A 24985-nucleotide genomic window follows, 5' to 3' on the forward strand; every position below is an offset into this window, starting at 1 on the left:
AAAAAGCTAGTATAAAACTAGCTTTTTGTTTAAATAAATAAGAAACATAGACTTATGATGAATCCTGCATATAGTAAGTTCACAACGCAAAATCCCATAATATCACGAGCGCCTAAACCGGCTATCGCTAATGCCGGTAATGCCCAGAAAGGTTGAATCAAATTCGTCCAAGCATCTCCCCACGCAATGGCCATTGCTGTTTTTGCAGCGGGTACACCAAGTTCAGCGCCAGCTGGAATCATAATGGGTGCTTGCACAGCCCATTGACCGCCACCAGATGGAACGAAAATATTAACGATGCCAGCACTTAAAAAAGTAAAGAGCGGGAAAGTCGTTTCGTTTGAAATGCTAATAAAGAAATTCGAAATAGCTCCTCCAAGTGAAAGTCCATCACTATTTACTCTAATCATCATCCCCATAATTCCTGCGTAAAAAGGAAATTGAAGTAAAATACCAGAAGCACTTTTCGTGGAATCTGAAAAAGCACGAATATATTGAATCGGAGTACGGTGGAAAATAAGTCCAGCAATTAATAACATAAAAATAACGATATCTAGCGTAAGGTTAAAACCTTTCGTATAAAAGTAATTGAAAATATAAATGAGACCTAACAATCCAACGCAAAGTGTAATGATGATACTATTTTCCATTTTCTCAGCGAACGTATTGTTTCCTACTTCTTGAGCGGCAGCTTCTTCATGGAACACGCTAGGGTCTACTGTAATCGTATGTTTTTCATCTGGATGCATCGCTTTATTAATGAGAGGCATCGTAACTAAAAAGATAATAACCGGAACGAGAGCGTATGGTGAGAATAACGTTTCTGTGATTGGAATCGCTTCTTTAATACTTCCAGCTGTCGTTTTAATTAATGTTTCGCCGCCTGTTGCTAACGTAAGAGGAATAGAAGCAGAAAGCCCCGCATGCCAAATGAGAAATCCAGAGTAGGAAGAGGCAATGGCTAGTCTATAATCTAATCCTTCTAACTGCCTTGCTACCTCTTTTGCATATAAAACAGATACAACAATACCAAATCCCCAGTTTATGTATGCCCCTAGTAAACTTACGATTGAAATGGCAATAATACCTTGTCCAGTCGTTTTCGGTAGTTTTGCTGCTTTCGTTAATCCTTTTTTAATAAGAGGTGCGTTTGCTAAAGCCGATCCTGTCACGAGTACAAGTGCCATTTGCATAGAAAAGGCGAGAAGCCCCCAAATGCCATCACCCCAATGAGTGATCATCTCGACTGGTGTTTGGTGCGTTGCAAACATGCCGAAGAAGATAACAAAAACAGTTAATAAACATGATAAAATAAACGGTTCTGGCAAGAAACGTTGCACCAAGGCGACGCAACCATTTGTAAAAGAACGAAACAAAATAGATCAACCTCCTTATGTATATTTATTACAATTATTCGAGGTTTTTAGTTCATAACCTTTTATAATTGGAAAATTCAGATATTTTTATAGGGATTGAAATATTTTTAATAAGAGTAGTAGCATCTTCACCTTGACAGAAAAAGTTGCTTTTTCCCCAATATGAAATATTGCATATAAAAATGAATTGATGTAAGTGTAAAAGCTTATTATAATGAAAGCATAAATATTCAACACATCTTAATACAACAAAGAGGAGGAAGTAATATGGAGATCGCAATGGCAGTTTTGAAATTTTTAGGTGGAGTAATTCCGTTAGTCCAAGAACTTTTAAAAGCGTTTATGTAAGTTTATTCGTTAGCTATCATTTATCAATCATTATTATATCTTACTAAAAAAAGAACGGGGTGATTTTTCTGAACATTAAGAAAAATACCAAAAGAAGTAAGTTCCTTGCATGTTTATTAGTTAGTTTATGCACTCTTAATTATTCATCTATTTCTTTCGCAGAAACACAAGCTGGTAATGCAACTGATATAACTAAAAATGCTAGTAGTATTGATACTGGTATAGGAAATCTTAAATACAATAATCAAGAGGTTTTAGCTGTAAATGGTGATAAAGTAGAGAGTTTTGTTCCGAAAGAAAGTATCAATTCAAATGGTAAATTTGTAGTAGTGGAACGCGAGAAAAAATCACTTACAACGTCACCAGTCGATATTTCGATTATTGATTCTGTAGCGAATCGTACGTATCCAGGAGCTGTACAACTTGCCAATAAAGCTTTTGCAGACAATCAACCGAGTTTATTAGTGGCTAAGAGAAAGCCTTTGAATATTAGTATAGACTTACCTGGTATGAGAAAAGAAAATACAATCACTGTTCAAAATCCGACATATGGTAATGTGGCTGGAGCAGTAGACGATTTAGTATCTACCTGGAATGAAAAGTATTCTACAACACATACGTTACCTGCAAGAATGCAATATACAGAATCTATGGTTTATAGTAAATCACAAATCGCAAGTGCTCTTAATGTTAACGCTAAATATCTTGATAACAGTCTAAATATTGACTTTAATGCGGTAGCAAATGGAGAAAAGAAAGTGATGGTGGCCGCATATAAACAAATATTTTATACTGTAAGTGCTGAACTACCAAACAATCCATCTGATCTCTTTGATAATAGTGTTACTTTTGGTGAGTTAACTCGTAAAGGAGTAAGTAATGCGGCTCCACCTGTTATGGTTTCAAATGTAGCTTATGGTAGAACGGTGTATGTAAAATTAGAAACAACATCTAAGAGTAAAGATGTACAAGCTGCTTTTAAAGCCTTACTTAAGAATAACAGTATCGAAACGAGTGGACAGTATAAAGATATTTTTGAAGAAAGTACCTTTACTGCTGTAGTATTAGGCGGAGATGCGAAAGAGCATAACAAGGTTGTTACAAAAGATTTCAATGAAATCCGAAATATCATTAAAGATAATGCTGAATTAAGTCTTAAAAATCCAGCATACCCAATTTCATATACAAGCACTTTCTTAAAAGATAATGCAACTGCTGCTGTTCATAACAATACAGATTACATTGAGACGACAACAACAGAATATTCAAGTGCAAAAATGACACTTGATCATTACGGTGCTTACGTTGCTCAATTTGATGTATCTTGGGATGAATTCACATTTGATCAAAATGGGAAAGAAGTACTAACGCATAAAACATGGGAAGGTAGTGGTAAAGACAAAACGGCTCATTACTCTACAGTTATCCCTCTTCCACCAAATTCCAAAAATATAAGAATCGTAGCAAGAGAATGTACAGGTCTTGCATGGGAATGGTGGAGAACAATTATTAATGAACAAAATGTTCCATTAACAAATGAAATAAAGGTTTCAATTGGAGGAACAACATTATACCCAACTGCTAATATTAGTCATTAGGTTGGAGCAAAGCGCCCTGGTTATAGGGCGCTTTTTTAATTAGGTGGAAGGTGAATCGGCGTTTCTCCCTATCAGATTTATATTTTACTCTAATAGTCTATGAAATTTAATTGATTAAATGTAAAATTTATATAGTAAGTTATAATGATTTTTGGAGAACTTTAAATATATTATTCTACAATTCGGCCAAATTGTAGAGTGCAAGTTCTACTAGGCTTAAAACTATTGAGAAATATGAGGAGAGGATTACATTGACTATTTATGAGCAATTCATAGAGGTTCTTAAAGAAAAGATAGGTGATACTGTAACATCTGCAGAGATAAAGGACAGATTAATAACAAAATTTAATACAAAACCGGGGAGTATTAATCCTGCTGATTATTGTTATAACCGTTATAACAAAGGGAGAGCTGTTAATAAAAATCTGTTTATATATATAAATAAAAAACTTATAGATATGTAGGTGAAAATTATCCTTATACAGGATTAGTTTTTCACAAACCTAAAGGGACAGATTGTGAATCTGTTGTAGGTGAGTGGGATAATGGGAAACTTCTTGTCTATGGAGATAAGGATAAAATAGGAATCTCACAAATTAAAAAGTTATATGAGGCATACTTTGAAATGTTACGATTTGAAATGAATGTTCTTGGTTGTAAGGCGACTGAATTAAGACATCTTATAGGTCGTCTAGGTGAATTTTTTTGTGTTCTTTATACGAATGGTGAGCTATCCAAAGTGACGAATCAGCATGGATATGATGTCATCAAAGAAGGGAGAAGAATAAGTGTTAAAACAACTGCCCAAGAAAAAGGGTTTATTACGATCAATCAAAACACATTTGACCAATTTGATGACTTCTTCGTAGTTCAGTATAAAGATGATGATTTAAAACTATTATTTTATGGGCCGAAGGAAGAGATTCCATCGCTTAGACCATATGGGAATACTTATGAGGTTGATATAAATTCTTTAAAGAGAGTAGAAAAGACACTTGTATAAGGGTGTCTTTTTCTATAGTTTTTTAGCAGAAGCAAGTAGCTATAACAATAATTATTCAGCTTTGTAATTATTATAGGAATCATATGAAAAAAGGACTGCTATTGAATTTATAACCCTTTGTTTGTTACTCATTAAAAACTATTAGTGCTCAGTGATTGATATTTTCTATCCAGACTCATCAAGCTAAAAAAGAATATATGCCAACATAGCCTTATAGAGCTGCATTTAACTTTTTTAAGACTTCATGTATCAATGTTATTTATACATTCACTTGATTGTTGAATATGCAGGTATGATCCTCATCGCTCTCATGTTTTACCTGTTTCAAGTTGAAAAATTAGAAAATTTTAAATACCTGTTGTATATTGGCCATGCCCATCAACTTAAGAAAAGGAAATACCCCAAAAACGAAAAAAGAGCAGACTTCTCCAAATAATTAACTGTAGAAAAAGGGAATTTTCATTTTGGGGATACTTCAAAATATTAGCTTGATGGCGATGTGGCTGTACCTCTATTAGTAAATTATTTAAACTAGTTCTACGATTAGCGTACAGAAAATAGATTTAAATGTGTTGAAATTGTACCAATATTTGTTCCAAAATCCTTACTTTTTGGAACAAATATTAGTGTGTTGCTTATCAGTATAATGGATTGAGAAAACAAAAGAAAATTACATAATTAAAAAACTGAAACCCGTTAGGGTTTATTTGGTATACCTATTTTTAAGAATATACTTTTATTTTAAGAATGTTTTAATCCGGCTGAACAAAAGTTCAATTTGTTTACACTTTTAAGTTGATGGGCATGTATGATGACCCCTAATAGAAAGAATGATTTGTCTAACCAATACGTACAATAAATAGATTGGGATTTTGTAATACAAATTGTTTTTAAAATTGATATACATAGTATGTAAATATTTTCTTGCTATTGGAGGGGTTCCCTATTGGTTGATAATATTCAACAACTTATTCAAGAACATAAACAATTTTTCCATCATGATCATACAAGAAGTCTTCAATTCCGGCTTGAACAGTTAGAACAGCTAAAAAATTCTATTCAAAAATATGAAAATCAAGTGCTGAATGCATTATATCAAGATTTACACAAAAGCGAGTTTGAAGCATATGCTGCAGAAATTGGTTTCGCCTATAACAGTATCAATTTTATAATGAAATACTTAAAACAGTGGATGAAACCTCAAAAAGTAAAAACACCTATTCATTCTTTGCCTTCCAAAAGCTACATAATAAAAGAGCCTTATGGTATAGTGCTAATTATTGGACCTTTTAATTATCCATTCCAATCATTAATGGAACCTCTTATCGGGGCAATAGCGGCAGGAAATTGTGTAGTTCTCAAGCCTTCAGAAAATGCACCCAATGTTTCAGCTGTAATTAACAAAATGATAAGTGAAACATTTGATAAGCAATATATTCGTGTAATTGAAGGAGACAGAGAAATAACTTCTTTATTAATTCATGCACCATTTGACCATATCTTTTTTACAGGTAGCATTCAAGTTGGAAAAATTGTTATGGAAGCTGCGGCGAAAAATCTTATACCAGTAACATTAGAGCTTGGTGGCAAAGGACCAGCTATTGTCGATGAAACAGCTAACCTCAATATAGCTGCCAAACGGATTATCTGGGGAAAGTTCATAAATGCTGGGCAATCCTGTATTGCACCTGATTATGTTATTGTACACGAATCTGTTAGGGTAAAACTGATTTCAAAAATGAAAGAAATCATCACAAGCTTTTATGGATCAGATGTATTAAAAAGCAATGATTATGGTCGAATTGTCAATGAGAGACAATTCGATAGACTTATTTCTATATTAGAACAAGACCAAAGTCATATAATATTTGGTGGTAAATCATCTAGAAGTCATTTATATATTGAACCAACACTTCTTGAAGTAAAATCATGGGATGTTGCAGCTATGAAAGAAGAAATTTTCGGGCCGATTTTACCAATCATGGAGTACATCGATTTAGATAAGGTTATCCATATGGTTAACAACCATCCTAAACCGCTAGCTTTGTATGTGTTTACTGAAAATAAAAGCGTTGAAAAACAAGTATTAAGCCGGATTTCTTTTGGAGGAGGATGCGTCAATGATACAATGTCACATATGGCTAATCTCCACTTGCCTTTTGGGGGAGTAGGAAGTGCGGGGTTCGGTGCCTATCATGGGAAACATAGCTTTGATGTTTTTACACATCGTAAAAGCATTTTAAAGAAAAGCTCAAGGATAGACTTAGGGATTGTATTTCCGCCATATAGGGACAAAATTAAAATTTTGCGAAAGATTTTTAAGTAATCAAAACAAATTAGCGACCGCCCTTGGTGAAATGGGACGAATAGAAAAAACTATCTTTACCTTAGACTATATCTCAAGTAAATCGGTGAGAAGAAAAATACAAAAAGGCTTAAATAAGGGTGAAGCCACAAATGCCTTAGCCAGAGCCATATTTTTCGGAAAGAGGGGAGAGTTTAGAGAGCGAGCCCTTCAAGATCAATTACAACGGGCTAGTGCACTTTTAACATTATTATTAATGCGATAAGTGTATGGATTGCGGTCTATATGGAAAAAGCCGTAGAAGAATTAAAACGTACAGGCGAATTTCGAGAAGATTTAATGCCGTATATATGGCCTTTAGGTTGGGAACACATCAATTTCTTAGGAGAATATAAGTTTGAGGTATTGCATTCAACAAGTTTACAATCCTTACGCCCTTTAAATATGAAAGAGCCGATTTACTCTTAACGGGGTAAAATTCGGCTCTTTTTTCAGATGGATTCTCTTAGCGTGGTTTTTTCTGAAATGCTGGCGGTACCCCATGCCCATCAACTTAAGAATTTAGAACTCCCCCAAAAAATTATGAGTTTTTTGTTACAAGTTATCACAAAATTTTCGTTTTTTGGGTAGTTTTATTTTCTTAGCTTGATTGCGATGAGCGGTACCCCATAAAGGCCCCTGATACATAATTGATGTTCTGCCATTTGTAGAAAACAATCCACTTATACCATTTTAACAAGAAGAAATATCTCGTCCATGTTGTAATATTGGCTTACGTTAAGCTTGTGAAAAAAACATATTCATGTATAATACAATTGATGTATGATACATTAGTTATAGGAGGGTGACCTATTTGAAAAGAGAAGATGCCTTAAAACTAAGAACAGATATTAAGAAAATGATTATAATAACTGGGGTTTTTGAATCTCAAAATTTGCCCAATGGACCATTTGAAAAACCTTTACCAACTTCTCAAATGATGGCGTTAGAGGAACTAGAGGTGGAAAAATTAACTGTTTGGCAACTATCCAATAAACTTAGATTAGAGACTTCAACTGTAAGTAGATTGGTAGATAAGTTAGTAAAAAAGGGGCTTATTTATCGTGAAGTAAATGAAAAAAATAGAAGAGAACTTTTTCTGCACCTCACAGAAAAAGGTCACATAACTGTTAATTGCTTAAGAGAGCAATCCATTACATTTTATCAAAGTATTCTCAATAATTTATCAGAATCAGAACAAAAAATAGTTGTGGATGGTTTTGAATTATTTATTGATTCTATTTCTAAGCCTTTTGATTAGAGTGAGGTAAATCATAACATTTGGAGGGTAAAATGAGTTTGGATTTTGAACGTCCTATTATTGAATTAAAAGAGAAATTTGATGAATTAAAGAAAATTATGAAAGAAAATAATGTAGATTTATCGCCAGAAATTCATGTATTAGAAAAACGTTTAAATAAAATGCAGGATAAAATTTATTCTAATATTACACCTTTTCAACGAGTTCAAATTGCAAGGCTACGTAACCGGCCCACGACATTGGACTATATACCTTTATTATTTACAAACTTTCTCGAACTTCATGGTGATCGATTATATGGTGATGATAAAGCAATGATAGGTGGTATTGCAAAATTTAAAGGGATGCCCGTTACGGTTATTGGTCATCAAAGAGGTAGAAATACAAAGGAAAATATAGAAAGAAATTTTGGAATGGCACATCCAGAAGGTTATAGAAAAGCGCTAAGACTTATGAAACAAGCTGATAAATTTAATCGCCCTATTATTACATTTATTGATACAATAGGCGCCTATCCAGGGAAAGGGTCTGAAGAACGTGGAATTTCTGAAGCGATAGCTCGAAATCTATTTGAAATGGCTACACTTAAAGTGCCAATTGTTTGTATTGTAATTGGAGAGGCATCAAGTGGTGGAGCTCTTGGCATTAGTGTCGGTAACCATATCCATATGTTAGAGTATTCATGGTACTCGGTAATTTCGCCAGAAGGAGCAGCATCTATCCTATGGAAGGACGCTAAGTATGCTCCAGAAGCTGCTGAACATATGAAAATTTCAGCAAAAGATTTAAAACATTTAGGAATTATTGATGAAATCATTCCTGAAATTAAAGATGGAGCACAAAATGATATAAAATCACAGGCAAAAGTGATTGAATCTGTAATCGAATCATCTCTGAAAAAATTGATACTATTATCCGCGGAAGAGCTTATACAACAGCGGTATGAAAAGTATAGACAAATAGAGAATTATAAATGAAAATATTTAAAGTCCGTATTACATTTCGGAGGATTATCGCAAAAAAATTCTAAATATTTCGTGAGTAACCTCTTAAACTGGGATATGCTGATACTATTACTCTACAAAAGGTGTGTGATCGGTATGGAAAAGGAAAATTTGTTCAAATGGATGCATTATCACATACCCATCAACTTAAGAAATTGATTGTTCCCCAAAACGAAAAAATGAGCTGAATTCTCATAAATAACTGTAAAAAGGTGAAAATTTCGGTATGGGGGTATCTCAAAAGCTTAGGTTGCTGGCAATGGGGTATCGCCAGCATTTTGGAAAAAACCACGCTAAGCCAAAAATAAAATAAGCCCGGAAAGCGGAAGTATCAATAATTCATATATGATAAGACAAGTTTTCCAACCCATACAAAAACAAGAATCCAAATAACAATGAAAATAGCACCTGTTATCCAATTTTTAGGTTTACCTGTTGTTTGTCTTTCTTCTACTTTTCTTTTACAGTCCTCCAACACTTCTTTAGGAATTAGTTTTAATGCCAAGGAAACACCCAATGGTACAAGAATTACATCATCAAGATACCCCAAAATTGGAATGAAATCTGGGATTAGATCAATAGGGCTAAAAGCATACGCAACAACCAGCATTGTAAATAATTTTGCATACCAAGGAACTCTTTCATCTCGATATGCAAAATAAAGTGCAAAAAGTTGTTTTTTTAAGTTTTTAGCCCATTTTTTTAGTTTTTGTATGATAGATAAATTCTCTATTGCTTTCATCGATTTATCTTGGTTCAAATTACTTCCCCCAATTTCTTTGTTCTAAGTTTATAGTATCAGAGTAGTTACACAAAAACATTATGTATATTTTATACATATTAAGTTAACATAACGCATCATTATCAGTAGTCAATACTGCATAGAATTTTTGTTATGGAGAGGTTTTATTACTTCGAGATAGGCTAATATATGTTCACCTGTGTTTTTAAGAAATAGCCTATTCTTGGTCCATTGGAGAAGTAATATTATCTTTATATGTGTCAATATAAATGTTTCCATTTGCTGCAAGTACAGCATACGTAACATCTTTGTAGCTAAGGTTACGTTTTTTTAGCTCACATTGTAATTCTAACTCCGTCTGATTGTTTTGCCTTTGGTTTTCTGTCATAATTTCTCCATCCATAATTAGCTCGATGGGGAGTTTACACTCTTTTTTTGTTGGTATATTTAAATCTTGTTTTGTAACAGTACGATATTCAGGTTTTTTCAAAATAGATATTTTACCATTTGTTTCAACTACGACATAAAGAACTTCTTCAATGTTAAAAATACCATTCTCTCTTAATTGTTGGTTTAAATAATCTAGAGAATAGCGCATTTTCCGCATATTATTTTCTAAAATTTTTCCGTTTTCCATAATGACTGTTGGATTTCCAGCAAATACTTTTCTGCCTATCCGACTTTTCATGGATATATAGCTAACCATTAAAATGACAAATACTAAAATAAGAAAAGCTATAACTGTATGATGAGTTTTTACATTTAAATTAAATGCTAAATTTGCAATAATACTTCCGATAGAGATAGCACCAATAAAATCAAAGGTATTCATTTCAGCGATAATCTGCTTTCCCAATATTTTAGCTCCGATAAATAAAATCGAGAAAGATAACAGTGTTCTCAAAATAATCTCTATATGTTCAGACATAAGTAGCTCCTCCTCTTAAGATTGCATGTTCGTATTATAACGATTTATATAAGGATAGTATGTATCATTGTAAAAGAATTTATTAGATTCAATGGCATTAAATAGTTCGTGTAGATGAATTAATCTCGGTTCTGTTGTCAAGTTTCTCAAGAAATAAAAAGAGACATGAATGTAAGAGGAAATATAATGATGTTGAATGTTTTGATACAGAGTATATTTTTTGAAAGCAAATAAAATATGAATTATCAAAAAGAGATTGGATTCCCTTAAAGAGTAATAACTGGATAATATGAACTGATTTGAATTACTGGGATATGTTTTCTACCTACAAGATCCTGTATCACTCTTACCTGTCCAGAAAATCATAACTTTTTTAACTAATGATTTCTTTGAGGAAAAACAATCATGTATCGACAAGTATTAATATTTTAAGAACATCCTAAAAATATATTTTTGGTGTTTTTAAATTAAATGAGAAGTGAATATGATATGCATTGTTTTCTTATTATCTAAATAAGAGTTACTTAAATTACTTATATAAAAGCTAATGGACGAGTATTAATACTTATATAGTAACTTTTATCTGATAAGAAAGGGGTATAAGATTTATGAACAACCTTAATTTTCTTTGTGAACAATTTGCTAAAATTCTTAATGGAAAAAGCAACATAAATCAGGGTGTTTGTTCTGTCTCCTTGCGTCGTAATATTAAAGTGCTGGTTCAAGGACGACCAAGCACCTCAGTGATACCGGTTGGGATATCTTTTGAATCGTTAGATCAAAATGGCAATGCGTTGAACTTTGGAGAAATCGCTATTTTACAAGAAGAAGTTCCTTTATTTATGCAATCAATTGTTCAACAAGGGATTATTGTTAGCGCCTTACATAATCATTGGTTATATATGAAACCATTGATTATGTATATTCATATCCAATCTATTGAACCACCATTGAGTTTTGCAAAAAAATTGGCAAATTCCTTTTCGGTTTTAAGTAGTTATCCAATTACTGATAACGGGAGCTAATGTTAAGTAGATACTATTTATTGATTTTCTATATCGAGAATCATGAGAATTAAAAAAGCCCTCCAGTTAAGCAATCTGGAAAGCATTTTCATAAATTTCTAGATACATTGAATTGCGACTTATTGTATTTTTTGCTTGGCGTGAGGGGCTCCGAAATGCTGGGGGTAGCCCCTCACCACATAGTTATCAAACTGAAATTTTTTAGTAACCCAAAAACGAATTTTTGTGCTAGCTTGTAACAAAATTGCTTATTTTTTGGTTTTGGGGTAATCCTGAATTCTTAAGTTGATGGGCATGTGTATATTGGCTCATAACAATTTTTCATATAATTCCGCAAGAATATTTGTTTAAAGATTATGAAGACCCTATTTTAGTAGCATGGAACTGGTCTTTTTTACCCTTGGATTTGTTAATCTCTTTAACGGGACTTTTAAGTTTGTATATGTATTCTAAACAAATACATATTTGGAGCCACTTTGCGTTTTTATCATTAATTTTAACTTTTTGCTCAGGGTTACAAGCTCTAGCATTTTGGACAATCCGTTTAGATTTTGATATGTCTTGGTGGATCCCTAATTTTTACCCATGCTTCTTTTTAAAAAGTGTTTGGAGAGAGTGTGGATCGTATGAGACTAACACGAGAAAAGAAAGAAAAGAGTTTATTTAATACAAGAAAGACAGGATCTTTAAGCGCATTCTAATACTAGATTTTACAATATTTCAGCTCCTAGATAAGTTTTTTCGCGAGCCATACAGTAAAGGCTAAAACAATTTTCGAAATGAAGATAGCCGATGTTTCTGATGGGAAGGAAGCATCGGCTTGTATGATGTATATTGAGTGAGTTCACGTTTCTGGAATAATTGTAATAGCGATGGTCCGAACCGGAGCCACTATTTCATCTTTATTTTGGCTATTGTAGTATTTAATCATTAATTCGTTAAGTTCGCTTTGGAATTTTCCAAAGTGTTCTTCATCTAGCTTTAATTCTACTACAGAAAAAGTAGCAGTATCTTCTTGACTGTTTTGTTCCTCTAATTTCTTAAGGTAACTTTGATATTGTGTCATAAGTGACAATTGATAATAGGAAATGTAGTTTAACTTTTCATCATCAGATAATCCTTTCCATTCACTTCCTTCAATTTTTGCATCTTCTTCATTGATTGCATAATATTTTTCAGAAACAGATTTCACCTTTTTTTCTTTAATTACATGGACGATACCAGAATCAACCATAGTTTGTAGCTGTCTATATAGTGTGGCTTGTGGTACATTTTTAATGATTTTTACCATTTCTAATGGTGTTAGCCCATCTTCCTTATTTCTCATTAACACTTGGCAAATTTTCATTCTTACCGGATGCATTAAAATTTCAACTTTATTACTCATTATATCACCTTATGTATTGTTTTTTTATTCTCATTATAAATAATGAGAATAATGATTGCAATCCATCCGTTTTTATTTTATCATTATCAATAATGATAATGAAGTTAGAAAGGAGTGGTAATAATGAAAATACATTATGGATTGAATGATCTTAAAGACATTGATATTATGGCTTTTCTACCCATTATATTACCAGTTATTGCAGTAGGGGCACTTTTAGTTTTCATTGCATTCATTGATTTATATCGAAATAGGAAAACAAGAAAAAATGTAATTGTATGGACGTTCATTATTCTTTTCGTTAATATATTGGGACCTATTTTGTACTTTGTTATAGGGAGAAAGGACAGTGAGAAATTATGAAATTAGAGATTAAAAATGTAACAAAATCATTTAAAGGAAAAACTGCGGTCAATAATTTCTCGATGGAATTGCAAGCGGGGGAATGCGTTGGATTAATTGGACCAAACGGAGCAGGGAAATCCACATTAATAAAAGTAATTTCGGATATTATTCATCCAACTGTTGGTGAAGTTTTATTGAATGGAATAAAAATATCAAAAATGAAAAGTGAAATTGGTTATTTACCTCAATATCCTAATTTTTTTCATTGGATGACAGCGAGAGAAACGCTTACGTTTATGGGCCAACTTTCGGGATTGAAAAAAGAAGAATTGTCAAAGTCGATTCCAAAAATGTTGGAGAAAGTTGGACTAAGGGGCGAAGAAAATGCAAAGGTTAGTACATTTTCTGGTGGAATGAAACAACGACTTGGCATTGCGCAAGCATTATTGCATAAACCTTCGCTTATTGTCATGGATGAACCGGTATCCGCATTAGATCCGATCGGCCGGCGGGAAGTATTAAATCTGATTGAAGAAATAAAAAAAGATACAACGATTTTATTATCAACCCACATCTTAAGCGATGCAGAAGAAATCTGTGAACGATTTGTCATTATAAAAGATGGAACAAAAATAGAAGACACAACGATTACGGAACTTTTACACCGTAATAGTGAAAATAAATTGATTATTGAAATAACAACTAAAGATCAAAAGTGGATTGAAGTTGTAAAAAAATTACCGTATGTGAAGGACGTAGAAGTAGTTGGGCTTAAAATCAAAGTGAAGGTTGAAAGTATCGAAATAAACAAAAATATGTTACTGCAAAATGCACTCGAACATAAAGTGGACATCGTTAAATTTGAAATGAGCAACGATACTTTAGAAGAAATTTTCTTGAAATTGGTGGTGCAAAAATGAATAACTCAATTGTATTGATAAAAAAAGAATGTGTTCAAATGTTACGTGATTTTAAGATTATTTGGCTACCAATTGTTTTTATATTTTTAGGCGCAACACAACCGATAGTAACTCATTATTTGCCATCAATTTTAGAAGCGTTAGGTGGAGGACAGGGAATTACTATTGATCCGAATATGGCAGCGCAACAAGGGAGTGAAGTATTAGCGAGTACTTTGGGATCTCAGTTTGATCAGCTTGGACTTATGATTCTAGTGATTTCTATGATGGGTACTATTCAAACAGATAAAGCAAATGGTATGTTGGCTTTTATTTTAACAAGACCCGTTACTGTTACTTCATATGTAGGTGGGAAAATAGTGTCAAACTATTTAATGGTAGCGTTTAGTGTAACAATTGGATACGTAACTTCTTATCTATATGTAAATTTTCTTTTTACTGCCGTTCCATTTGCACACCTAATTACTGGATTACTATTTTATCTAATTTGGGTTTTTTTTATCGTATCTTTCACAACAATGATAAGTGCTATTTTTCACAGTCAAGGTATGATTGCATTAATTTCAATTGTTTTCCTGTTAGCCTGTAGAGTAATCGTCGGTTTGAATCCAATAATGGATCTGCTTAATCCAGCCAGTATGAGTAAGTATGCAATGGAAACGTTAGTTACGGGGGGAGTAAATTCAAACGCAATAATTACTGGATTACTAACTATAGTGTGGATTTTATTGACACTCTTCGTAACGTATTATTGGATTGCTAATAAAAAGTTTCATTATGAATAAACGTGATGAGGGTAGTGGGTTTAAATAAAACACCCCAACAATGAAAAGCTTCCACTACTGTGGAAGCTTCTCTAACTGAAAGTGTTGGAAGTACTACGAGAACAGTGGTGCCTTATGAATAAGGGACAATAAAAAAACTTCTGGATGCAAGAGGATTTTTTTATTGGGAATAGTAAGGATGAGGGGAGGTGTATTACATATGGGAAAAGGTAGAAGTAATAATGCTGGTAAAAAGCAACCAAATTTCGATGATTCATCTAATTTCGCTAAACAAAGTCAACCGACAGAAAAGAAGAAGAAATAAAAAAAGGAGCTCTCTTTATCAAGAGAGCTCCTTTTTTAGATATATTGATGTTTCAACACAACAGATTGAGTGTTCAATGTTGAATAATCAAGTGGCTTAATTCAAAAAAATAAACCTTTAGGGTTTATTTAGTATGCAAATCTTTAAAATTTCTACACTTAGCCTTTAGAAAGAAGAAGCAACCTCTACTATAATTGGCGTTGTATGAGCTTAGCTTGATAGCGATGGGATAGCACCAATAAAACGTGAATACCGTATGCTGAGGGGTTTTTAAGTTAAAAAAGTTCCGTAAATGATATTTCATGCTGCATTTTGATATGTAGTATGGGAAAAAATTTTATTTTATTAGCTGTATCCTATAGACTTTGAAGTTACTTTAAGGTTTATACTAATTAATGATTATATAAAAAGGCCTCTTTATATTTGATTAATTAGGGAATGAGGAAAAATATATGGATATATACAATAGAAAAAAATTATCTTTAGCTTTAGTATTATTTAATTTATTTATCGTGTTTTTAGGGATTGGTCTTGTTGTCCCCATAATGCCAACATATATGAAAACATTACAATTAGGAACTGATATTATGGGGTATTTAATTGCTACTTTTGCATTTTTCCAACTATTAATATCTCCTATTTCTGGAATATGGGTAGATATATTTGGTCGAAAAAAAATGATCATAATAGGGTTAATCATTTTTTCCTTTTCTGAGTTTTTATTTGGATTTGGAAATCAAATATGGGTATTATTTCTTTCTAGAGCATTAGGGGGGATTAGTGCTGCATGTATGATGCCGGCAGTTACTGCTTTTATTGCTGATACAACTTCGTTAGAAAACAGGGCAAAAGCATTAGGATACCTATCGGCAGCAATCAGTACAGGATTCATCATCGGTCCTGGTATTGGCGGTTTTATATCTGATTTTGGCATACGTGCACCATTCTTTTTTGCAGCAGTAATTTCTGGTATCGCTGCGTGTTTTTCAGTATTTATTTTAAAAGAACCTGTATCTAAAGAACAACGTATTAAAATGCGAGATAACAAAACACAAATTAGTTTTGTTAATGAAATGAAACAATCTTTTCACCCTGTATATTTTATCCCATTGGTACTTGTTTTTGTTTTAGGATGTGGTTTATCAGCTTATGAACATATGTTTAGCTTTGTAGTTGATAAAAAGTTCGGTTTTACACCTAAGGATATATCAACGATTATTTCAATAAGCGCCATATTAGGAGTAATAGCACAAATCTTGTTCTTCGATAAACTAGTAAAAAGATTTGGTGAAAAAAGAATCATTCAAGGTAGCTTATTCATAGCCGCTATATTTATATTCGTGTCTACATTTACTAGTCATTATGGGGGCATCATGATTGTAACATTTGTCACTTTTTTGGCATGTGACTTACTTCGACCAGCAATTACTACACTACTATCTAAAATAGCTGGAGAAAATCAAGGGTTTGCTGGGGGGATGAATTCTACTTATACAAGTCTCGGAAATATAGTAGGTCCAGCAACGGGAGGTGTTTTACTTAATGTAAATGTTAATTTACCTTATATCTTTGCAGGAGTAATACTTATTATTGGATTTTGCATAACGGTATTCTGGTCTAAATATATAACAGTCAACAATAACAATTACAATAACAATAATATTAAAGTTTCAATTTAATCCTAGTTTATACGATAAAGAAAATAGCATTTCGATAATATTTTACGTTTAAATACAACTCAGAAATATTTGAATCAGTTCCTTAACGTACAATTTTTCTGTAATTGTATTGTAATCCCTAATAGAAAGTATTTTTTATATTGAATATTTTAAAAAATAATTAAATGAAACATCTATCAGTATAACCCCGTCCTAAATTTAGAACGGAGTTATACTGATTTGAGCTTTTAAAATTAAATAGTTTTGTTGTCATTCTCACTATATAGTTATATTTATTATTTAGCTTTTTCAAAACTTAATAAGTATCTAATGAAAAGGGGACATTCTCGCATGCTAAATCATTTTGAAAAACGATTGCTCCATCACCAATCGCATGAATACGGATTTAAAAGCCTTCTCGATCAGCCTCTACTATCCATTTTTTAATTGTCTTTGGAGAAACAGCTGTTTCCCCAAAGGTTTCTGGTTTATCTGAATATGGTTCAACTAAATACGCGGTATAGCCGGTTATTACTCCATCAGCAAACTGTTTCAACCCGGAGACTCGACGCTTGCCTGATGCATAAGTATCACGCAATTGTTTCGCACGTTCTATATCATCATTTAAGAGAGGGGAAAGATGAATCCGCGCAGTTAATTCTCCGCTTTTATCGAGATGACTAAACAATTCGAAATCCAGTAATTTTTCCATAGCAGGCGATCTATATAAATCGTTAACTGACGTCACACCTAGCGAAGCTGCCTGTTCGAGAAACTTTTTCATCATTTTCATACGACGTTCCTTTGAAAAATTGAATGCCTGATTTGATACTAACACAATCGTTGTCTCATACAAAACACCTGTTGATTCTCCATTACAATGATCACGTAGGGTGGATTATCTGTATATCTATTAATACCCGCAATCTCAAGTGCTTTGCTGTTTACCTAGATATAATGACTTTTTATTTGTAATAGAATAACAGGACGCTCTGGGAATATGTGATCGAGTGCTGCACGGTTTGAAAGCTGCAACGTGCATTCTACCACCGTAGCTTTGCAGTAAATTATTAAAGAAAATAATAGAAAAAAACATCATGAGCTAACTCGAAAAAGATGCAAAGCCTGTCCAAGCGAATTCACCAATTGTCTTAAGATTAATCATTATATCTTTTATTTTGGGTTTAAGCTTTGTTTTACCGAACCAAAAGTAATTAGTAAAACAGGGGTAGGTTGTACAATGGTGTTTGCCCAGGCGGAACCCATCATACCCATGTCATATTTCGTTACCATAATCCACTCTGTAATTCCGGCAACACTCGCCGCAACTAACCAGCTTTTCATTGATAATACAGGTCTTTCATCGGTATTGGTTAAAATACTTAGTACAACCGCCAATATCATTTGATTTACCGATCGATGGTATTTTTATCCACAGGAACCTTTCCATGTACAATACTTAATTCTTTTTGTCTGAGGGATAGGATGACCATACAAGCGAAAATCGCTAATATACCAATCACGAACATCCCATTTGAAACTGATAATTTCCCGAAAATCATAGGACCCAAAAAACCACCTAAACTTGCAAATGCATTAACCGTTGCAATGCCGGCTGGTGCGGTTGATTCCGTGAAAAACAGAGTCATAAATGAGAAAAAGGCGCCTACAAATCCATATAGTCCAATTGCTGCGAAAGCGATTAATACGATCATTGTTAATGCGTTACCAGCAAATCCACACATAATAAAGCCTGAAGCTGCAATGAGGAAGCTTGCAATCAAATGCTTTTTATGCTCATTTTTTTTATCAGAACTCCATCCAAAGAGTAACATGGAAGGGATTCCGATTAGTGCAGGTATAATTGTTAACCAGCCAATTTCCATATTATTTGAACTAGTAGCAAATGATTTAATGATACTTGGCAGCCAAAAACTAAGAGCGTACATTGCTGTATAATTAGCAAAATAAATAAAAGCTAATTTCCATACCTTCGTGTCTTTAAACATTTCTAATTTTGACGCTTTATTTACTGCAATGCTTTGACTTCTTTCTCTATCTAATTCATTTTCTAGCCAATTCTTTTCTGTCTCATTTAACCATTTAGCGTCTTTGGGAGCATTATTTAAGTAAAACAGCGTGACAACTCCTAAAATAACGGCTGGGATCCCCTCGAGGATAAACATCCATCTCCAACCAGATATCCCATACCATGCAATGTTGTCCATAATCCAGGTTGATAAGGGGGCTCCTATAATCGTACCAATCGGCAAAGCCATAACTAGAGAAGCGGAAGCGCGTCCTCTTTCTTTATTCCGAAACCAATATGTGAAATATAAAATAACTCCTGGGAAAAAGCCTGCCTCAGCAATTCCAAGTAAAAAACGAGCAATGTACAAATGAGTGGCTGATTGTACAAATGCTGTTAAAGCTACAATGATCCCCCAAGAAATCATAATTCTAGCAATCCAAATTTTTGCACCAATTTTGTGCATAATCAAGTTGCTAGGTATTTCAAACAGGAAATATCCAAGAAAGAAAATACCTGATAATAACCCAAAAACTTCTGCGGATAATTCCAGGCTTGCATTCATTTCCAAAGCTGCAAAGCCTAAATTCACACGATCCAAATAAGCAACGACATAGCATATAAACGTAAATGGTAAAATGCGTATCATTGTTTTTTTGATTGTTGTACTTTCAATTGATTGATTCATTGAATTCATACTTATAAATCCCTCCTAAAATAACGAAATACCTTTAGGCTCTACAGTATTTAGTAAATTGCTTTGGTAAAAATACTTATAGATTTGACACCTCTTCTTCAATCACAAACCAGAGAGCATTTTCAGTCAGTTCAGCCTTCATCTTAAATTCGGATAAAGTCCCATGAAGAACGAACAAGATTTCTGCTGTGAAAGATACTTTTATTAGTAGGAGGACATGTTTTGGCTTTTGCGTATAATTTTCAGTTGTAAACGCTAATATTTTTAGGTCTGCCAAATATTTAAGATCTAATCTACGAATTCTTTGTGTAGAAAATGACTATTCGTTAAAATTAGATTTCTGAAAAAACATAATCGATCTGCTTCATACACTGTTCATTCCGTTCTTTTGGACCTGTTTCTTTAATTTCCCATTTGTAAGTTCAAATAAATTCCTCCTTTTTAATGATTGGACTGATAGTAACATGGGATTTTGTCGTATATAAATAATAAAATTCTGCTATGTGATAATTTATATTATTTTAAAAAAAAACAGAAAAATGAATCGTGTTTTAAACTATCAATTGGTGACAGTTAAAATACTGCTTTTACTTTGAATTTGTATTGATAATAAGGAGTTTATCTATCTAAATATTGATCTAGCTTGAGCGTAAGATTAAACGGATAAAATAAATAGACATTTGAATTCTCCTTTTTGTTATGCTATTGAAAAGATATATTTTAATGATTGAAAATTGTTAAAATACGATATAAAGAGGTAATATGTATTACAAAATGGTAGAGAATATAAAGGGGTGAATGAGATTAATAGAGATTATACAATCCAGACTGTGCAAAACGCTATGCAAATCTTACGTTTGTTCACCGTAGAAAAACGTGAATGGACATTGTCGGAGATTGCTCAAAAAAAATCTATGAGTATTAGTACTACTAAGCGTCTTTTGAAGGTATTGGAAAAATACGGGTATTTGGAGAGAGGTTCAAGAACTAAAAAATATAGACTTAGCCTGTCAATTTTAAAATTATCGGGTATTGTCAAAACAACAATGGAAATTCATCAAGAAGCTCGGCCGACTTTAAATAAATTAGTTATCGATTTTGGCGAAGCTGTTCATATTGGAGTTTTAGAAGGAACAGAAACTATATATTTGGAAAAAATAGAAGGCTTACATCCAGTTAGATTATCTTCTCACATTGGAAAGAATAATCCAGCATACTGCACTGGATGTGGGAAAGTTTTATTAGCTTTTAAAGAACAAACAGAACAGGAAGAAGTCATTAAAAAGATTGAACTGCAACAATTTCATCAATTTAGTTCAAAAACAGTTAGGAATGTAAAAGAATTAAAGAGTCATCTTAGTCAAATCAAAAAGCAAGGATATGCAGTTTGTATAGATGAATTTAGTGAAGGCATAACCAGTATTGCAGCTCCTATCTACGATTATAATGAATCTGTCGTCGCGTCGATCAGTATTACGGGGCCTAGTAACCGGATAGACCTCCCACATGTTGTAGAAGGTGTGGTGAAAGCAGGAAAAGAGATTTCGAAAAGTCTTGGATTTATATATTAATATAATTATATAACAAGAAATAAGGAAAGGTTATGAAACGAAGTAGCTTTTCATCACTTGAAAATGCATTACGTATATTGGATGTATTTAGTATTGAAGAACCAGATTTTAGTGTGAAAGAGATTGCAGAGCGACTTTCGATCGCTGATAGTACAGCTCATCGATTGTTGTCCACTTTAAAAAAAGAAGGATTCATTGCTAAAGATAATATCAATAATAAATATCGTCTTGGTGTTTCTATACGCGCATTAGAATCAGTATTAATAAAAGATTTAGTCCTATATAATGCATCTATTTCAATTTTATATTCACTAACTAAAAAGGTGAATGAGGCATCCTCACTCTGCATTTTATATAATAATCAAACTTTTTATGTTAATACAGTAGATTCTGATCGTCCTATGTATGACGGATTGACATATGTAGGGAAATCTCAGCCTCTCTTAAGTACAAGCGCAGGAAAAGTGTTAATTTCCACTAAATCGAAAGAAGAAATAGAGGCAATTATTTCGATGGAAGCAACACTTAATACAATAGATAAGCTTCAATATGATTTAACGGAGTTATTGCAAGTTCAAGAAAAGGGGTACACAATTAGTTATAACAACTTTTCCTCTGGATTAACATCAATTGCTGCCCCCGTAAAAAACAAGAACGGAGACATTATAGCTGCTATTGAATTAATTGGCCCTGAGCAACGCATTCGGCCATCTTCTGTTAATACGTATGTAAAAAAAGTGATAGAAGCCACGAGGGAATTGGAAACACTTTTAAACAGTAAAAATTAATGAAGAATAAGTGAAAAACTTTCTAACAATTAGAAAGTTTTTTGTATTGTATCTTTAAATATTCACTGCGTTAATTTGTTGCGATATAAAGAGACGAAGAAAGATTAGGTCGTGGAAACGGTTTTATACAAGAAGATAACCTATTTTTGAAGGAAAAAAGGTTATCTTTTCGTTATTATTGGGAAACGTTAGGGATATTTATGATTTAATATTCTGAAAATAAAAACATGATTTGCTACATAGAAGAATATTCGGTTTATAACTGGTGAAAAATTGTGATAATATTCAAAAAATAATTATGGAAGTAATTACAGTTAAAGGGGAATGAGAATAATGATTTCTGAAAAGAAAACAGAAGTATTTATAGAACCTGACATTTGCGTAGAGGATATTCAATCTCGAAAAATTCAAAAACAAATGGATTATATTTTTGGGAACTCTAAATTTTATCAGAACAAGTTTCAAAATTTTAATATTGAAAGAAGCGATATTAAAGAGTTAACTGATTTAGCCAAACTGCCGTTTACCTATAAGGATGAAATTAGAGAAAGCCAAAATGTATTGCCGCCACTAGGTTCTCATGCCATTGTCGATATGAAAGAAGTTGTTCGTGTGCATTCATCATCTGGTACGACTGGCCGACCGACTTATGTTGGAATAACAAGACATGATTATGATGTTTGGACTGAAATGCTAGCTAGAGCTGCATATACTCATGGGATTAGAAAAGAAAGTAAAGTTGTTTTCGCAATGGGTCTATCCTTTTTTGTTGGAAGTTCTTTCAAGGATGGAATAGAAAGATTAGGTGCCACTTTTATTCCGATTGGTACAGGGGCTTCGGATCGAGTTATACGAAGTATCATCGACTTTAAAGCTGATGCGTTGTTCTGTACGCCATCTTATGCATCCCATTTAGCTGAATTTGTAAGAAAAAATTACAACATGAACCCTTCCGAGTTAAGCATTAAAATCATGTCTGTCGGTGGAGAGCCAGGCGGGGGATTACCTGAAGTTCGTAAAAAAATTGAACAGGATTGGGGCTGCAAAGTCGTGGAAGCGATGGGAAATGCTGATATGGCTCCTGTGATGTTTAGTGAATGCCAAGAGCAAAATGGTATGCACTTCATCGGATCGGATTACGTCATTTGCGAGATAATTAATCCTGAAACAGGAGAAGTTGTTACACATAGCGATCGTATGGAGGGGGAACTTGTTTATACAGCTATTGACCGCGAATGTGTCCCGCTTGTCCGATTTAGAACAAGAGATTTAGTTCAAGTCGATACAACGCCATGTAAGTGTGGTCGACGCAGTTTCCGTCTGCGCTGTGTTGGAAGAACCGACGATATGTTAATTGTTCGTGGAGTGAATGTTTTCCCATCAGCGATTAAGGATGTAGTGAATAGTTTTAGGCCGAAAACAACAGGTGAAATTCGAATTTTACTGAAAGAGAAACCGCCTTTAGCAGAGGCACCACTTCCAATTAAGGTGGAGTATTTCGAAGGATTAAATGAAAATGAAAAAGGCGCATTGAAGAAAGAAATCGAATCTGTTTTACGAGCTAAACTATTTTTTACTGCTGATATTCAGCTCGTTCCAGGAGAATCGCTACCACGTTTTGAAATGAAAGCAAAATTAACTGAAGATTTATATGAAAAGTGAAATAGTTTGAATTTAAGAAGGGATGAATAGAGTGAGCAACATCGTATTGATAGAAGGAGCACGTACTGCATTTACGGAAATTTCAGGCACATTTAGAGAGATTTCTGCAATAGATTTAGGAGCAGAAGCAGCCCGAGAAGCGATTTGTAAAGCAAAAATTGACCCAGTAGAAATAGATCAAGTCGTATTTGGGAATGTCCAACAGTCCAGTAAAGATGCACATTATCTCGCTCGCCATGTTAGTTTAAAGGCAGGACTTCCCATCCATGTTCCTGCATTGACAATCAATCGCTTATGCGGAACGGGTGTAGAAGCCATTTTAACGGCCGCACGCTTAATTATGACTGGCGAAGCAAAAGTGGTATTGGCCGGAGGGACGGAAAGTATGAGTCAGGTCCCGCACGTGATTCCTGGACTCAGATGGGGGAGCTCGTTGGGTGGGCCTACTATAGAAGATTGGGTGTGGGATGGATTATATGATACGTACGGTGGATGTAGTATGGCTGTTACTGCGGAAAATTTAGCGGAAAAATATAGAATCACTCGTGAAGAGATCGACAGTCATGCATTATTAAGTCATGAGCGGGCGCTGGCGGCTATGCAAAAAGGATATTTGAAGAAAGAAATCTTCCCGATAACGGTTCAGGACAGAAAAGGGAGCAGAGTGATTGAAGAAGATGAACATGTTCGGAAAACGAGTATGGAAAAGCTCGGTAAACTAAAAGCCCGCTTTATCGAAAATGGTGTTGTGACAGCTGGAAACGCGAGTGGGATGGTCGATGGTGCAGCAGCTGTTATTGTCACTTCAAGCGAGTATGCAGAAGAGAAAGGCCTGAGACCTATTGCGAGATTAGTTTCCTGGGATGTGGTTGGTGTTGATCCACAATACATGGGGATTGGACCAGTACCAGCGATTCAAAATGCTTTACAAAAAGCAGGATTAAGAGTGGAAGATTTAGATTTAGTTGAAATTAATGAAGCTTTTTCTGCGCAGTATTTAGCATGCCAGAAAGAGCTAGGTTTTGATCCTGAGAAAGGAAATGTAAATGGTGGTGCGATTGCGCTAGGTCATCCACTTGCGGCTAGTGGAACAAGAATTACACTTTCTCTTGCTTATGAATTAAAAAGGCGTAACAAAAGGTATGGAGCCTCAGCGGTCTGTATTGGTGGGGGGCAAGGGATAGCATCCATTTGGGAACGATTGTAATAG

General features: G+C 33.7%; 19 protein-coding genes and 4 pseudogenes. 16 read left to right on the forward strand and 7 right to left on the reverse strand.

Annotation, left to right across the window (positions count from 1 at the left end; genetic code table 11):
* Positions 1–29: 29 nt before the first annotated feature.
* Positions 30–1376 carry a short-chain fatty acid transporter gene (locus tag DN390_RS07405; protein ID WP_147806994.1) on the reverse strand — a complete coding sequence of 449 codons (1347 nt, stop codon included), beginning with the start codon at positions 1374–1376 and terminating at the stop codon, positions 30–32.
* Between the two features lie 407 nt (positions 1377–1783).
* Here DN390_RS07405 and alo point away from each other — a divergent pair, with 407 nt between their 5' ends.
* From alo to DN390_RS07440, 6 genes and pseudogenes are all read left to right on the forward strand, one after another.
* A complete protein-coding gene (gene alo, locus DN390_RS07415) occupies positions 1784–3322 on the forward strand; it encodes an anthrolysin O/cereolysin O family cholesterol-dependent cytolysin Alo (protein ID WP_147806995.1) in 1539 nt (512 codons plus the stop codon).
* Positions 3323–3573: 251 nt separating this feature from the next.
* A pseudogene (locus tag DN390_RS07420) lies at positions 3574–4325 on the forward strand (DUF7225 domain-containing protein).
* 946 nt (positions 4326–5271) lie between these two features.
* Entirely contained in the window at positions 5272–6651 is a 1380-nt protein-coding gene (locus DN390_RS07425; protein ID WP_147806996.1) for an aldehyde dehydrogenase, read from the forward strand.
* Positions 6647–7098 (forward strand): annotated as a pseudogene (locus DN390_RS07430) (Tn3 family transposase); the annotation flags it as partial. The gene DN390_RS07425 and the pseudogene DN390_RS07430, both read left to right, overlap by 5 nt.
* 385 nt (positions 7099–7483) lie before the next feature.
* Positions 7484–7930 (forward strand): MarR family winged helix-turn-helix transcriptional regulator, encoded by a 447-nt coding sequence (locus DN390_RS07435; protein WP_000817662.1) that lies wholly within the window; start codon positions 7484–7486, stop codon positions 7928–7930.
* Positions 7931–7962: 32 nt separating this feature from the next.
* Positions 7963–8907, forward strand: coding sequence for an acetyl-CoA carboxylase carboxyltransferase subunit alpha (locus DN390_RS07440; RefSeq protein WP_147806997.1), 945 nt, complete (start codon positions 7963–7965; stop codon positions 8905–8907).
* Between the two features lie 358 nt (positions 8908–9265).
* On the opposite strand, the gene DN390_RS07445 is transcribed toward DN390_RS07440, so the two are convergent.
* Positions 9266–9676: a YkvA family protein gene (locus DN390_RS07445; protein ID WP_179955745.1), complete on the reverse strand. Its 411-nt coding sequence runs from the start codon at positions 9674–9676 to the stop codon at positions 9266–9268.
* A gap of 217 nt (positions 9677–9893) precedes the next feature.
* A complete protein-coding gene (locus DN390_RS07450; protein WP_147806998.1) occupies positions 9894–10604 on the reverse strand; it encodes a DUF421 domain-containing protein in 711 nt (236 codons plus the stop codon).
* Positions 10605–11212: 608 nt separating this feature from the next.
* On the opposite strand from DN390_RS07450, the gene DN390_RS07455 reads away from it, so the two are divergent.
* Both DN390_RS07455 and DN390_RS07460 read left to right on the forward strand, forming a co-directional pair.
* Positions 11213–11629 (forward strand): DUF1259 domain-containing protein, encoded by a 417-nt coding sequence (locus DN390_RS07455; protein WP_060631554.1) that lies wholly within the window; start codon positions 11213–11215, stop codon positions 11627–11629.
* Between the two features lie 325 nt (positions 11630–11954).
* Positions 11955–12296, forward strand: a complete 342-nt coding sequence (locus tag DN390_RS07460) for a DUF5360 family protein (RefSeq protein ID WP_370513470.1) — start codon at positions 11955–11957, stop codon at positions 12294–12296.
* A 177-nt stretch (positions 12297–12473) separates the two neighbouring features.
* On the opposite strand, the gene DN390_RS07465 is transcribed toward DN390_RS07460, so the two are convergent.
* Complete coding sequence (locus DN390_RS07465) at positions 12474–13016, reverse strand: transcriptional regulator (RefSeq protein WP_147806999.1); 543 nt, start codon at positions 13014–13016, stop codon at positions 12474–12476.
* Between the two features lie 123 nt (positions 13017–13139).
* On the opposite strand from DN390_RS07465, the gene DN390_RS07470 reads away from it, so the two are divergent.
* The 4 genes from DN390_RS07470 (at position 13140) to DN390_RS07485 (ending at position 17049) form a co-directional block, all read left to right on the forward strand.
* Positions 13140–13379 (forward strand): PLD nuclease N-terminal domain-containing protein, encoded by a 240-nt coding sequence (locus DN390_RS07470; RefSeq protein WP_147807000.1) that lies wholly within the window; start codon positions 13140–13142, stop codon positions 13377–13379.
* Positions 13376–14281, forward strand: a complete 906-nt coding sequence (locus tag DN390_RS07475) for an ABC transporter ATP-binding protein (protein WP_147807001.1) — start codon at positions 13376–13378, stop codon at positions 14279–14281. Before DN390_RS07470 ends, DN390_RS07475 begins: the two co-directional genes overlap by 4 nt.
* A complete protein-coding gene (locus tag DN390_RS07480; RefSeq protein ID WP_147807002.1) occupies positions 14278–15066 on the forward strand; it encodes an ABC transporter permease subunit in 789 nt (262 codons plus the stop codon). Before DN390_RS07475 ends, DN390_RS07480 begins: the two co-directional genes overlap by 4 nt.
* A 756-nt stretch (positions 15067–15822) precedes the next feature.
* Complete coding sequence (locus tag DN390_RS07485) at positions 15823–17049, forward strand: MFS transporter (RefSeq protein WP_147807003.1); 1227 nt, start codon at positions 15823–15825, stop codon at positions 17047–17049.
* Between the two features lie 385 nt (positions 17050–17434).
* Here DN390_RS07485 and DN390_RS07490 read toward each other — a convergent pair.
* The 3 genes and pseudogenes from DN390_RS07490 to DN390_RS07500 form a co-directional block, all read right to left on the reverse strand.
* Positions 17435–17893: pseudogene (locus DN390_RS07490) on the reverse strand (amidohydrolase family protein); the annotation flags it as partial.
* Positions 17894–18052: 159 nt separating this feature from the next.
* Positions 18053–18429: pseudogene (locus DN390_RS07495) on the reverse strand (MATE family efflux transporter); the annotation flags it as partial.
* 8 nt (positions 18430–18437) lie between these two features.
* Positions 18438–19754: an MFS transporter gene (locus DN390_RS07500; protein ID WP_255443921.1), complete on the reverse strand. Its 1317-nt coding sequence runs from the start codon at positions 19752–19754 to the stop codon at positions 18438–18440.
* A 794-nt stretch (positions 19755–20548) separates the two neighbouring features.
* On the opposite strand from DN390_RS07500, the gene DN390_RS07505 reads away from it, so the two are divergent.
* From DN390_RS07505 to DN390_RS07520, 4 genes are all read left to right on the forward strand, one after another.
* The gene (locus tag DN390_RS07505; RefSeq protein ID WP_147807005.1) at positions 20549–21325 is read left to right on the forward strand and encodes an IclR family transcriptional regulator; all 777 of its coding nucleotides are present in this window, start codon (positions 20549–20551) and stop codon (positions 21323–21325) included.
* Between the two features lie 32 nt (positions 21326–21357).
* A complete protein-coding gene (locus DN390_RS07510; RefSeq protein WP_147807006.1) occupies positions 21358–22113 on the forward strand; it encodes an IclR family transcriptional regulator in 756 nt (251 codons plus the stop codon).
* Positions 22114–22446: 333 nt separating this feature from the next.
* Positions 22447–23775, forward strand: a complete 1329-nt coding sequence (locus tag DN390_RS07515) for a phenylacetate--CoA ligase family protein (protein ID WP_147807007.1) — start codon at positions 22447–22449, stop codon at positions 23773–23775.
* A gap of 31 nt (positions 23776–23806) precedes the next feature.
* On the forward strand, positions 23807–24982 hold the full coding sequence (locus DN390_RS07520) for an acetyl-CoA C-acetyltransferase (protein WP_179955742.1): 1176 nt from the start codon (positions 23807–23809) through the stop codon (positions 24980–24982).
* Positions 24983–24985: the final 3 nt, after the last annotated feature.

Origin of the sequence: Bacillus sp. SH7-1, assembly GCF_008042405.1 — a bacterium.
Lineage (GTDB): Bacteria > Bacillota > Bacilli > Bacillales > Bacillaceae_G > Bacillus_A > Bacillus_A thuringiensis_N.

Bases quoted from the DNA above. Each gene is read 5' to 3' on its own strand.
- DN390_RS07510 (WP_147807006.1), top strand. From the start codon at position 21,358: ATGAAACGAAGTAGCTTTTCATCACTTGAAAATGCATTACGTATATTG.
- DN390_RS07455 (WP_060631554.1), top strand. From the start codon at position 11,213: ATGAACAACCTTAATTTTCTTTGTGAACAATTTGCTAAAATTCTTAAT.
- DN390_RS07470 (WP_147807000.1), top strand. From the start codon at position 13,140: ATGAAAATACATTATGGATTGAATGATCTTAAAGACATTGATATTATG.
- DN390_RS07465 (WP_147806999.1), bottom strand. From the start codon at position 13,016: ATGAGTAATAAAGTTGAAATTTTAATGCATCCGGTAAGAATGAAAATT.
- DN390_RS07515 (WP_147807007.1), top strand. From the start codon at position 22,447: ATGATTTCTGAAAAGAAAACAGAAGTATTTATAGAACCTGACATTTGC.
- DN390_RS07485 (WP_147807003.1), top strand. From the start codon at position 15,823: ATGGATATATACAATAGAAAAAAATTATCTTTAGCTTTAGTATTATTT.
- DN390_RS07480 (WP_147807002.1), top strand. From the start codon at position 14,278: ATGAATAACTCAATTGTATTGATAAAAAAAGAATGTGTTCAAATGTTA.
- DN390_RS07440 (WP_147806997.1), top strand. From the start codon at position 7,963: ATGAGTTTGGATTTTGAACGTCCTATTATTGAATTAAAAGAGAAATTT.
- DN390_RS07475 (WP_147807001.1), top strand. From the start codon at position 13,376: ATGAAATTAGAGATTAAAAATGTAACAAAATCATTTAAAGGAAAAACT.
- DN390_RS07450 (WP_147806998.1), bottom strand. From the start codon at position 10,604: ATGTCTGAACATATAGAGATTATTTTGAGAACACTGTTATCTTTCTCG.
- DN390_RS07445 (WP_179955745.1), bottom strand. From the start codon at position 9,676: ATGAAAGCAATAGAGAATTTATCTATCATACAAAAACTAAAAAAATGG.
- DN390_RS07500 (WP_255443921.1), bottom strand. From the start codon at position 19,754: ATGAATTCAATGAATCAATCAATTGAAAGTACAACAATCAAAAAAACA.